7 protein-coding genes are annotated in these 12,225 nt (G+C 55.4%); 3 read left to right on the forward strand and 4 right to left on the reverse strand.

The features are described 5' to 3' along the window. Positions 1 to 142: 142 nt before the first annotated feature. Complete coding sequence (locus GH784_RS22155) at positions 143 to 838, forward strand: hypothetical protein (RefSeq protein WP_153793779.1); 696 nt, start codon at positions 143 to 145, stop codon at positions 836 to 838. Further along, positions 831 to 2,036, forward strand: coding sequence for an XRE family transcriptional regulator (locus GH784_RS22160; protein ID WP_153793780.1), 1,206 nt, complete (start codon positions 831 to 833; stop codon positions 2,034 to 2,036). Before GH784_RS22155 ends, GH784_RS22160 begins: the two co-directional genes overlap by 8 nt. 167 nt (positions 2,037 to 2,203) lie before the next feature. On the opposite strand, the gene GH784_RS22165 is transcribed toward GH784_RS22160, so the two are convergent. Both GH784_RS22165 and GH784_RS22170 read right to left on the reverse strand, forming a co-directional pair. Beyond that, positions 2,204 to 3,733 (reverse strand): LA2681 family HEPN domain-containing protein, encoded by a 1,530-nt coding sequence (locus tag GH784_RS22165; RefSeq protein ID WP_153793781.1) that lies wholly within the window; start codon positions 3,731 to 3,733, stop codon positions 2,204 to 2,206. Between the two features lie 91 nt (positions 3,734 to 3,824). Next, positions 3,825 to 7,121 (reverse strand): DEAD/DEAH box helicase, encoded by a 3,297-nt coding sequence (locus GH784_RS22170; RefSeq protein ID WP_153793782.1) that lies wholly within the window; start codon positions 7,119 to 7,121, stop codon positions 3,825 to 3,827. 104 nt (positions 7,122 to 7,225) lie between these two features. On the opposite strand from GH784_RS22170, the gene GH784_RS22175 reads away from it, so the two are divergent. Further along, positions 7,226 to 8,251, forward strand: coding sequence for a DUF2971 domain-containing protein (locus GH784_RS22175; RefSeq protein WP_174073215.1), 1,026 nt, complete (start codon positions 7,226 to 7,228; stop codon positions 8,249 to 8,251). Between the two features lie 212 nt (positions 8,252 to 8,463). On the opposite strand, the gene GH784_RS22180 is transcribed toward GH784_RS22175, so the two are convergent. Beyond that, a complete protein-coding gene (locus GH784_RS22180; RefSeq protein WP_153793784.1) occupies positions 8,464 to 10,944 on the reverse strand; it encodes a S8 family peptidase in 2,481 nt (826 codons plus the stop codon). Positions 10,945 to 10,947: 3 nt separating this feature from the next. Next, entirely contained in the window at positions 10,948 to 11,958 is a 1,011-nt protein-coding gene (locus tag GH784_RS22185) for an AAA family ATPase (protein WP_153793785.1), read from the reverse strand. Positions 11,959 to 12,225 lie beyond the last annotated feature (267 nt).

Consider the following 12,225-nt stretch of genomic DNA (forward strand, 5'->3'; position numbering starts at 1 on the left):
GCATTCCGGGGCCACTTCAGCAGACCCGTTCGGTTGTCGAAGTCTCGGTTACAGGGGATCAAGGCTCGGCCACGACGGAATAGACTTTACTTTTTCACAAAAAATGTGCATTTGGCTTTATGTGTCTGATGTGAGGTGATTCATGCGTCCGGGTGGCGAACTCAGAGATGTCGTCTGCAATGAACTGACACCGTCGTTCGTCGAGAGTATGACGAATTTCGCAGCCTGGGAGTATCGACAACTCTATGACAAGCTGGCTGATGATCAACTCTTGTCATCCGATCAGCGATACTATGAATTTGCCCGGGGTCGCGGCACGGCAATATCTAAAGCGCTGATCCGCGCTGCCCAAAAGCACGATATTCCATACGACATCAAGCGCCTAGCCTGTAATGGTCAGGGAAAGCTTTTTGTGAAGGCCGGGCGGGTTATCGTAATGCAGGAGCCGATGGATTCTCTCTACGGCGGCCGACCGCGGGCTGCTGCCTACAAACAAGAAATCAGCCGGTACGCAGGGATCATTACCCAGCTGGAGCTAGATCTTGGAGACCGTCCGCACCAATTGCTCGACTGGTCCGACGGCGTCCTTGCGGCTCTACTCCACGGTGCATGTGGATCGAGGTTTGGAGAGCGGGAGTGCGAACTTGGCGCATTAATGCTTGCGATCCCTGACGCCGATTATGAAAACTGGATTGTGAGGCTTGATCTTCATGATCTGGCGATGTTTGGAGGTGTGCGCACCGATGTTGGCGCATCACAGTACGGCCACAGCATACAGGAAGATCGCGTTATCGTGAGAAGGAAGAACGGGAAGGGCGTGTTGCGATCCAATGGTTAAGGGTGTCGCAAATTTTTCGGGTGAGAAACTAACGGAAGCTCGGCTGGCGAGCGGCCTTCGTAAGAATGCGCTCGCAGATAAGATCGGCGTGACGTCGATGGCTATAACCCGCTATGAGGCAAACCAAGACAGACCGACCCACGATAATCTTGAGGCTATTGCCATGGCCTTGGCTTTTCCGGTCGAATTCTTTACCCGGAAGGCTTGGTCCGAAAGTTTGGGAACGGTTTTCTGGCGCGACCAGGTCGCGGAGACGAAGGCCGCCCGTGAGATGACCGAACAACGCATGAAATGGCTCTGCGAATTGTTCTGGACACTCGAAGAGGAACTGGATTTTCCTGAGCAGGCAATCCCCGAAGTCGACCTTCCCGGTGACGTACGGTTGATATCACCGGTGATGATCGAGAAATGCGCAAGCGAATTACGCCGGCAATGGCAGCTGCGCAGCCTGCCGATCCGGGATGTCGTACTCAGCGTTGAGAATGCAGGAATTCCGGTCGCAATGCTGGATATCCCTTCCGAAAAGCAGGATGGCTTCTTCTTTCGGTCGCCATTGCTCAAGCGTGGATTTATCGGTGTGAACGTCCACAGCGCAACAGCCGCAAGAGCTCGGTTCGATGTGGCCCACGAGCTTGGGCATCTTGTATTGCATAAAAACGTGACGGCGGAACAGAACCGCGATCCCGACCTACACAAGATTATCGAAAAGCAGGCGCATCGGTTTGCCGGAGCTTTCCTTTTTCCAAAGGAAAGCTTCTGGGACGAAGTCGCCATACCGTCACTTGATTATTTTTATGCCTTGAAAAAGAGATGGGGCATGTCGATTGCCGCAATGATCGCCCGGGCGTTCGACCTTGGTATGATCGACGTCGAGGCAAAAAAGCGGCTTTACATCTCGATGAACCGGAGAGACTGGAGGCAGCCCGAGCCGTTCGATGACGTGATGGTGATGGAGCGTCCAAGGATGCTTCGTAGGGGTGTCGAAGCCCTTGTCGCGTCGGGCGACTATTCTCAGGACTTCCTTGAACACATGTTGGCACTGCCTCGGAAGGAAATCCTTCAGCTTGTCGGCCTAACCGACACCGGCATGAAAAGCTTTGACTCGGTGGGATATCTTCCCAAACCGCCAACGGTCGTCGAAGCGACCGATTTGGAGACAGGGCAGGTCGTCAGATTTCCACAGCGACTTCGGAGTTGAGCATGGAATAGCATCTGATGGTTGTCGGGTTATTCTGTCGAGTTCGCAAGAGGTTTGGCGGCGAGGCGAACCTGTGTGAAGTTTTGAGTCGTAGCGATAGCACAATCTTTGACGGCGCCAGAAATTTCAAACGCCGCCGATTTGAAAAATTTTTATGTCCAGTACGATCAGATAGGATCTGGCCGCTTCCTTTTTTCGGCAAGAAGGTAAAGTGGCATGGAGCCGCCAATTTTACCTGGATTCTCTATCTCCCTCTTTCGTTCCTCAACACCAATCGCTAGGGACACATGCAGCAATGCAGATCGGGCCATCTGCATTATACGGATTGCTTTCGCTTCAAGTTCGTCACTTCCAATAGATATCCCGAAGCCACTACCGTCCGCGCGATCTAGCATTAACGGCTTGGCCCAGCCTTCACTTACACGTAGGTATGTATGTTCGAGGGCGTTACGAATTACATGCAACTCACGGGCATCTGCCGCCGTCGTCTGCCTCAGTTGATCATCAAAGAGTTCCTTCGAAAGCCAGTACAAGCCGCGGAGAGGTAGGTTGTCGAGCTCCGCGAACCTGGGCAGTAGACGTGACTTGCCCTCCACCATCCAAACATTCTTGAAGCTAATTCTCTCCGGCACTTTCTTCAGGTTCCAATACCTATCAACGAGGAAGGCGACCTTGTCGAGGAGGGAATACGCGACGCGAAAGGCTGTCCGAACCCTCTCGCTAGCCAACGAGTAATGGGGGTAGTCAAGTGTATCAGTGAGGATAGCGTCGCGATCAGAGAAGTGGATCCTGGTGCTACTCATGCCCTCGAAAAGCATGAACCGCGCGGAGGCGTATTCCTGTTTCATCTGACTGAAGAAGCCAACAATTGGTGGAGGGAGATGCCCATCGGGTCGGTCATCGAACCGTTCCATGAGCGGCGGCAGCATAAGGTCATCAGCTGCTGCTGCGAGATAAGGTCCGAGGTCATTCAACGGGCACAGAAACAGACGGTGCTTCAGGCACCAGCGACGATAGGCTCGCTGAGCTCTGGATTTGCCTTCACGGCCTATATCGAGATTTTGTTTCGCTCTGACTTCCTCGAGGTTAATAGCATTCGCCAGAGCCTCTGCCTGATTGTCGAAAAAGGCCATTGGTCTAGCCGGATTACCGGAGTCGTAGAACACATCCTCGGCCAACGATGATCGGAAGCTGTCGTACGCATGCAACGCCAAAATCGCTCGCTCCCAGTCGGTGAATATCAGACGCGCGTAGACGGCAAGCCCGCATCCCCGGTTTCCGAGAGCGACCGCAAAGTGAGGGATGATCTTGAGAGCTGCGTCCCATCCAGCGATCGCATCGATTGTTCGACCGACGACGTTCAAGAGGTTCGCGTGGTTGGTGAGGATTTGGCATCGGCGAACCGGGTCGAGAGATCGAAAGCCAGGATGGCCGCATGCGCGTGAAAGCGCAAGCATCTCTTCCTGCGTTTCCGGCGAGTCCCATGCCCAGGAACGTCTGGCGTTTGAGATCTGAGACATAGCCGCCCAGGCGTTTGCCCGGAAATACTCTACAAGCGCTCCATCTGCGGGCACGAGATCGCGCTTAGATAGGTCATCCAGCAAGTAAAGTCCGCGTTTGACGGCACGCTCATGCGAGGTGTCGGCTCCGTCGTCTATTAGGTCGCCGATATGTGCGAAGGCTTCGCGATCGCTCATTTTCGCAATGCTTCGCTCGCACCTTTTGCTGAGCTCTTCGACGTTAAGATTGCTGGACACAATTCGATTACCTGTTTGGAGCTGCTCGAAATCAGGGCGAAAGGACGACGCGCAACTTCGCCTGCGTAGTCTTCAGCAGATACAGTTCCGTCGTTGCTAGGAGCCGCAGAGCGTCGTCCGTGATTGAAGCGACTGAGCCTCCCGGCTGCACGAGAACCATCTCGAAGTCGAGTTTCGCGCGACGCGACTTCTCCTTGAAATAGGAGAGGTCCTTTATGCTGCCCTTGAGAAAACGGCTGTAACCTTCGCGGCCCCAAATCTCGTGACGCCTCTTCAGATCTTGATAAAGGGTCGGGAGTCCAGCGTGCTTTGCGGTTATGCTCTTCTGTGCCTGACCGCAAACGACGTAAAAATTCCGAATGTCTTGGGATACACGCCCTTCGTGCGCTCCCTTGCAGTGGATGAGGCACAGTCGGATGGTGGCCTCATCGACATCCTTTAGGCAAACGAGGTCAGCAGCTTCGCCCGCTCCGTCGTCGTTGAAGATAACGTCGAATTCACCCTTGATCTGCTCGAACGTCCGGAATTGGATTGTCCGCTGATCGCCGATCTTGTGCATCGACTCCTTATTCAGCTCGATGCCGTCCCAGTTCCAGCCTTCGAGCCTTTCCCGCTGGTAGAGGCCTGCCTCGAGCTTCATCGGAATGTGGTAGCAATTGTAAGAAGAGGTGCCATCCGAATAGCGAACGATGAACGGATCCTTCTGGAGGTATTCGTCCAACGGAACTGCTGGCTGCGTTCCGTATCGGAAGGAGACCGCCGGGCCGGATATGTGTTCGTGGCAATAGCCACCGGGCATTTCGTCGCTGATGACGAGGCGGTATTCGGAGGTTGTCGCGTCACATTCGATACGAAAGACTATCACTCCATCCGGACCGACATCCCCTAGATTCAAGTCAACAGCGAACACCGGGACCTCCGAGGATCCGAAGACGACATACTGCTTGTCGTTGAAGCGAGTTTGCGCTTGCTCACCCCATTGGGCCGCAATAGGCCACGCCCCATGTGGCTTCGTCATTCTTTCCGGGCGCAAAAAATCGCGCACGATGTTGCTATCGCTCTCGACGTCCGACGTGACCTTCGCCCATGTCGCTGATGTCCATTCTATCCAGTCGGATATCGATCCGGCCTTCTGTCGCCAGACCTTACCGCGACGCTGAGTTCCAGCCCATAGAACTCGTTCTCCGTCTTCGTATCCCAAACAAGCGAGGTTGTTGAGAGAGGACTCGGCCTTCTCAATGCTGGCGAGTCCTTCCGTGACGTTCGGTCCGAAATAGGAGGTGAAGCTGATTGCGCCGATGCGCGATGAGCCCAGGCTCTTCACGAGCGGGAGTTCGACATTGTTCAGGATATTGAAGATTGGGGTCCCTGAAACCAGCGTGGTCTCGTCGTCCGTAACCGCTTTGGCAAGCTTTTCTGATCGCAGGGCATCATAGTCGCTGGCAAAGAGGCAGAGAGAACCTGCAACCTTGTCCCACTTGATAATCAGTAGGTCATAGATGGTGTCGAACACATTCTGGTAGTTGCCCCATGAGACGTCGCTTGCCCGCCGAACCACGGCAACCAGTACATTGTCGTGCTCACTGAAGGCATACCAAGTCTCGGATCCTTTCGGGAGAACTGACTCGAAAGCCAAAGGATTCCACTCAACACATTTCGTACGGAAGAGCTGCGCCGAGAGTGCCGGCCGGAGATTCCAAAGTGAAAGATTCGAATGGAGGTTGCCTGTTTCCTTAAGCGCGAGAACAACGTCCTGAAGGCGTAATTCCTGATCAATCCTGTCCTCGCTCAACCGCTTTATTATTTGGTCCCAGTCGGCACCCTCAGCATAGAGGTCAGCGAGCCTCGACTCTGCATCAGGATCTGCAATGTTTATAACAACTGAGGCCTCGCCAATCTTTCCCTTTGCACCTTTGCGGGTGAAGCGGCCGATAAACTGTAGGGTTACGGCGAGAGATTTATGTGTGTCGTGGAGTGCTGCGACCTTCAAATTGGGTAGGTCGAAACCTTCCCCCAACATATCCACACAGATTACGATTCTCGCGCCGTCCGCTCCGCGATCGAATAGCTGTGTCATGGCTTCTCGATTGGCGACTGTGCGTCCGGGGCCGGAGTAGACGATCACTGGTTTGAGATCCGGTGCAAGACGTTGGTAGATTCGGCCAATCGTTTCTGCGCGATCCTTGGAGAGTGTTCGCGCCATCATCAGATGATCAAGCTTCAGCCCGTCCCTATCGTGGCGGAGAGCGGCGATCGCTTCCTTGGCTATAGCGACGTCTCGTGCCTCTTCGTCACCATATTCTTCGATCGTCTTCAAATTGATGGGTCGGTAGTAGTCAGCGGCCTGAGCGTCTCCGAGCTTGTAGTTGAAAATGATCTTGCCATCGATGCGCTTACCGTCGCGACGAAATGGCGTCGCTGTAAATTGAAGAATCCTTTTTCCCAAAAAATGCTCACGGACGCCGTGCCACGTTTTCGCGGTGATGTGGTGGGCTTCGTCGACGATGAGGTCCGAGCATGCCTCCGCAAGTCGGCGGACCACGGCCGGATCCGAGGCTTCCAGGACGTTCGGCAGGGCTATGATGACGTTCGCATTACGAACAATTGACTCCAAATCTTCGATGGAACGGATGCCCGTGGTGATCACCGCGACGCGTGGCTTGGGGAGATCGAGGCTTATTACCTGTGCTTCAGGCAAAACGCCGAGACCTATGAATTTGCGGGCTATCTGACTTCGTAGCGCATCGGTTGGCACGAGAACCAGTGTGCGACCAAGGCGACGATACACGAGCGTTGCAAGCATCGTCTCAGTCTTGCCCGTACCCGTCGGAAGGACGACTGTAGCCGGTTCGAAGTGCTTGCCGACCGAAAAGTGGGCGGAAATCGCATGTAGAGCGCCAATTTGCGGCACCCGGAGGCCAGGAAGATTATGCTTCTCATCCTCCGTACGAAAGTCAAATCCGTTGGCCCAAGAGCCTATTACCTTTTCCGGCGTATCAGCATATGTCGCCAGCTCGCCAAACGAGTCCCATTGAATTTCTAATTCCTTGGGAAGTGCATCGGGATCATTTGCATTAGGCGCGACCACCACCGGCATTATTGTTTCTACTCGGCGAGCGCCCTTGTGGCGCAGAAGTATCTCGCGATACGGTGGATTGAGCTTCGTCACGATGATGTCGTGTCCCTTGAACTCCGAGGGCGAGATCTCAGCTTGAGTTCGTGCACCGCCGAACACGTGCTGGACGATGCGATTTCCGCCGATCTTCAAGGTACGTTCGGGAAGTGACGGGAGATCAAGTTTGCCGCGCCATGTAGCAAATAGGCTCATTGTGACTTTCGGTAAGGTTGAGTTCCAGCTTTGAAATGCGATTAAAGATCGTAAACACGATGATGTCGAATAGTCGACGCATCAAGTATTGCGTCAGGTTGTGCATGAGTAATAAACAGGATTTTGCAAAGCGATCCGGTGACGCCTTTTACCAGCCTTGCTGGGGTATCAGGAGCGTGGAACATGGTGCGACCGACCTGATGAAACTGATCTTCAAGTACTTTTCTGAGAGCGTCCTTGAACATGTTTTTGTTCGTGATGGCCATGTCGGTTTCAAGTGTAGCTTGCCAGAACATTACAACGACCCATTCGAACTTTTCCTCGGCGTAGACCTTGAGCAAGAATCTGACCTACTTGCGACGTACAGCGAGGTGGTCCAGGAAATTCCGTCGCTGCTGACTACCTGTTTCTCTAAATCACCCGTCGTGACCCCGATGTGGGCGCACTATGGAAACAATCACAAAGGTTTCGTAATCGGGTTCGATGTTGCCGAGCTGCAAAGCGTTTTCCCCGACCTCTTAGTGCGCGAGATCTCATATCGAGAGCGACCAAGTGAGACACTAGTCTCCTTCGCGCAGATGGCTGCGCGCCGGAGAAAGCCAAGAGACGCGATGGCCCTCCGTGACGCCATCATTTATCAGGGCTACTTCTCTAAATATCTGGAGTGGAGCTACGAGCAGGAAGTCCGCGCTGTGAATTTCGAAGACTATATCGATGACGTCGGCGGCCACAAAATTCTCTACGTACCCCAACGCTGTGTCGCGGCGTTAATCTCCGGCGCAAAATCTTCGCCGCAGACGAAAGATGCTCTTATGGAAGCGGCGGAAGAGCTTGGCGCCGATTTCTATGTCGGTAAAATAGGTCGCAGCTATCCTAAGCCTTATCTGATCACCGGCGAAGGTGACGGCAGAGTATTTGCGGATGGGGACATCGCGCCTCCGATTGCGAAATGTGCAGAATGCACGGAGCCTCTAAGAGACAACCGCGATTTATGTCCGTGGTGCTCTATTGATGACGCTCAGCGGTTAGAGGCTGCGTCAAACAATCCTTTCAGGATCCTTGACCATTTCGGGTTGCTTGAGGAATATGTTGAAGGATATCCCACGAGGCCGCGGCCCCCCTATAAGTGAAATCATGGTCGATTGCGACAACGGTGGTTATCAGGCCGATATATTTCGGTAGCATGTTTTGGCTTTGTCAATTGCAACGCGCTCATCAGACAAATTGCCGTTAGGCCACCTTCCATCGCTGTTTCAGAGACTTAGTGCGTCAAGATCTCCCGGGTCGCCGGTTCAAATCCCTTCAGGAGCCGCCGTCTGTCGTCACGGCCCCTTTCGCGAGACTAGACCAGAATATCTGTTTCTGCTGCAACCGCCGTCTCAATGCGAGCCTTAGCGGCGATCACGCCACTATAGAGATCAACCTCGACGCCTGGGGCTTTCAACGTCACGACCAACGAATAGCGTGTCTCGCGATTGACGATGTTCTTGGCAGCTCGATTGCGCCACCAGCCTACGACTGGCTTCACACACAGCAGCTCACGGCTCAATAGTTCGATTGCGGGCCCTGACCAGACGTCGCAATGCAGGGAGCCTGCCGAAATGCTGCCCGGGCCAAACATCCATCGGGCATCGTCGGCATGACTTGGTGCCCGCACGCCATCCTCGCGCTCTGCGGCATTGACCCGCTGCTTAAAGCGTTCGGCAAGCTCGCCCCGGCGCTGTAAGTCGAAGCGCAGGCCGAACGATTGGTAGCGCTGTGGATCGACATTGGCCGAAAACCCCGGATTGGGATCCACGAAGTACGACAGCGTGACCTTCAGCTCGACTACGGTGTTCTGTAGGTCCTCCAAGATCGCAGCTGGAAGCGGGAGTTGATAATAGTGGCACTCGTTGAATTCACGCTGCCCTTTCAGACGAAACGGCTGGATAGCAACCTGGGCGACCAGCGCCAGATGGTCCTGCGCCGAAGCAGACGCGCGGTCGAAATCAGGTACCCCATAGCCGAACCGCCTCATCAGCGGGTACCGGTCCTTCTTTCCCGCAGGACTGTTCAACTGCTCAAGCATTGGTTCGGTCCATTCGGCGCTATGAATGACAAGCGCCCTGATTGTCTCCGGCCAATAGGTTGGGTGCTCGGCCGTGAGCCTTGCGACCATGCGCGCGGCTTGTGCGGTCGCAGCGCTCGTCGCCTGAAACGCGGTAACGGCGTTTGCGCCGGTCGTCGGCGATGTGGTTAGAAGTGACAGTGAGTCGAGGCTGAGAACCTCTCGGCGGGCCGGGCTGAGTGCGCGATTACCGGCCTCCAGGACCACTTCCGGCTTGATCGGCGCGCGGGCGTGAGCCCAATTGACGCTCGTGCGGCTGTAAGGGCTGAGTTCTCCGGGGCCGGCAAGGCACGACCAATCTTCGTAGCCCACGTCGGAGATCTGATTGAGATCGGTGTATCCGCCGACGGTGATGGCGTTCCAAGCCTGACTCGGATCTTCGGCCGGGTAATCGTCCTGCCGGAAAATCCGAGCGTATTCAATCTCGGCTGGGACATTGCCGGCAGAAATGACGAATAACCTTTTCGGAGCTTCGTCGTCGTCTCCATTCATCGTGCCGGCCGCGGCTTGGTCGATCGCAGCGCTCCAAGTTGATGGGCGGGCACCGGAAACATTGTCGTTAGTCACCGCCATACAGAATATTCGGCTTCTCTCGGGTGCAGCGATCTCCGCCAGCGATACCGCGGTCTGGGTGATCACGCCGTAGGAGTGGGGATCGTTCGGGTCCATATCCTGCGGCGGCAAGAGCTTCACCGATTCCAGCCGATGGTTCAGCCGTCGCTCGGACCGATCGGATAGTGCGGCCGTCAAATCCCCGTGCAGGGCCAAGCCTGCCATAGCCGTACCGTGGCTATGATGATCATCGACGCCCCAGTCACGGTCGATTGCGTGCTGGTCGGCTGCAGCGAGGGCCGGCTCAATCAGCGAGTGGCCGCGATTGACTCCCGTATCCAAGACGCAGACGGCAGGTACCTCGTTTCCAGGCCATATGATACGTCCGGCGAGATCGTCGACCCATTCGTTTTGGCTTTCCTGGGCGTCTTCAAGGAAGAACACCGGATTGTCGCTCGCGCGTCGAAGCTCGCTGACGAGCCCGGTTGCGAAGGTCATCAACTCGATCGCTGCGCGGCGCGCGAGAACGGGGATCACAACCGCCTCCGGGAAATACAGCCGGCGATCGGCGGAGGCGGCACGCAGAGAGAGCCGGCGGCAAACGTCCTCAACGGCCGCTTCATTATCGCGATGCGCCCAGATAGCCCACCACATCAGATGCTGAGGGTTGTCGGGCAGAGCACTAGGGTCGTCGGTCCAGAAGACTTCAAGGCGTGCGCGCCTGATCTCCTCGATTTTCTCTACGCGACTGGCATTTGGGGGATTACCCTTCTGGGAGAGGGGACCTGACAGATAATCATCGAGGATCTGCTGGATGGCTTCTCGCGCATTATCCGGAACATAGAGCGCCACCGTGCGCACGTTGTCGCGGTCCTTAGTCGCCCCTGGGCGTATGCCCTGCTTCTTCCATTCTAAAACGTCGGCACTGGCGCCGGCCCGCAATTCAACTTCGATGTATCCGCCTGCGGCAGGTTCCAGTCTAGGATCTGCACCCCTGAGTTCAGTAATTGCGGCGAGCGCGACATCCAGTTCGTGGCTGAGTTTGCGTCCATGCTCCGCACGGATGCGCGGGACGCTTGAACCACCGCTTCCTGTGCCGGTATAGGGGCTTGCGGTATGGAGCGCCGAAACATCAATGTGCGGAAGCGTGAATCGGCCTGCCATCGGTCAGTGTACACGCTTCTCATCGAGGAAAGCATCGCGCATCTCCCGACGCTGGTTAAGACGTTGCACGACGTCCTCAGTTGCAATCGTCCTCCGTTCATCAAGGATCGCGGTTTTGACTGCATCATCGGCCGCGCGGACGATTTCGGATTGGCTGAGACCGTCGGCTGCCTTGACGATTTTCGTCCAGCCGAGCCTGGCTGATGACATCGGCTTGAGGTTGTTGACGATGATTTGCTTGATCTGGTCGGCCGTCGGCGCTTCAAACTCGAGGACGAGATCGTATCGACGCAACAGCGCTCGATCGAGAAGCGAGGGGTGATTGGTCGAACAAACAATGAGGCTGTCTGTCGAATTGCCCTCTTCCATGAACTGCAGGAATGAGTTGAGGACTCGGCGCATCTCGGCGACATCGTTCGTCGACGTTCTATGCGCGCCAACCGCGTCGAATTCGTCAAAGAGGTAGACGCCGCGGCGCTTTGCGGTTTCGTCGAAAACTAGCCTGAGCTTTGCTGCGGTCTCACCCATATAGCGTGTTATAAGCCCTTCCAGCCGGATCACGTAATATGGCAGGTTGAGCTCGCCAGCCAGCGCTTCCGAGGACATCGTCTTGCCCGAACCAGGCGGCCCGACAAACAAAACCCGGCGATTAGGAGTGCGGCCATGTTCCCGCAGCCAGTCACGCTTCCTCTGCTGCCGGATCATATCCTCGAGACTGTCGAGCAATCCCGGCGCCAAAACCATGTCCTTTAGCTTGAAGCGTGGCTCGCGAAGCTCGAGAAGTCCTTCGAGGTCGCCTCGAGGCGCCCCGAGAGGAATGGCAACACTTGCTCCTCGGGATTTGCGGGCCCGGGCCTTGTCAACCTCGGCTCGCATTTCATCAGCCGTAGTCCTGTGTCCCTGACGGGCTTCGGATGCGGCGATCTGGAGAGCAATCGAGAAAAACAGGTCATCGTCGCCCTCAGCGCGACTTCGCAACATGGCAAGGATTTGCTTGGCGTTCGACACGGTCATTCTCTCTTCGTTGAGCCATTCTAATACAAAACGGGGCGGCAATATAAGGCGGTGGCGGAGGTCATCCACACTGGGATCGTGCGTCGGAAGCTACAATATTTCATTACTCGCTCCTATCACGTTCGTGGAAGCAGCGGCCGAAAATCCAGCATCGCGCTCAAGACACAAAGTCTACATCCTGAAAACTGATCTCAGAACATACGGTAACATGATGGTCGCGCAAGTGAATCTCTTTTTACAATTACAATCAGCGCCTTTGGTTTAACG

This window comes from Agrobacterium tumefaciens, assembly GCF_009649785.1.
In the GTDB taxonomy this organism is placed as follows: Bacteria; Pseudomonadota; Alphaproteobacteria; order Rhizobiales; family Rhizobiaceae; genus Agrobacterium; species Agrobacterium tumefaciens.

Bases quoted from the DNA above. Each gene is read 5' to 3' on its own strand.
- GH784_RS22155 (WP_153793779.1), top strand. From the start codon at position 143: ATGCGTCCGGGTGGCGAACTCAGAGATGTCGTCTGCAATGAACTGACA.
- GH784_RS22160 (WP_153793780.1), top strand. From the start codon at position 831: ATGGTTAAGGGTGTCGCAAATTTTTCGGGTGAGAAACTAACGGAAGCT.
- GH784_RS22165 (WP_153793781.1), bottom strand. From the start codon at position 3,733: ATGAGCGATCGCGAAGCCTTCGCACATATCGGCGACCTAATAGACGAC.
- GH784_RS22170 (WP_153793782.1), bottom strand. From the start codon at position 7,121: ATGAGCCTATTTGCTACATGGCGCGGCAAACTTGATCTCCCGTCACTT.
- GH784_RS22175 (WP_174073215.1), top strand. From the start codon at position 7,226: ATGAGTAATAAACAGGATTTTGCAAAGCGATCCGGTGACGCCTTTTAC.
- GH784_RS22180 (WP_153793784.1), bottom strand. From the start codon at position 10,944: ATGGCAGGCCGATTCACGCTTCCGCACATTGATGTTTCGGCGCTCCAT.
- GH784_RS22185 (WP_153793785.1), bottom strand. From the start codon at position 11,958: ATGACCGTGTCGAACGCCAAGCAAATCCTTGCCATGTTGCGAAGTCGC.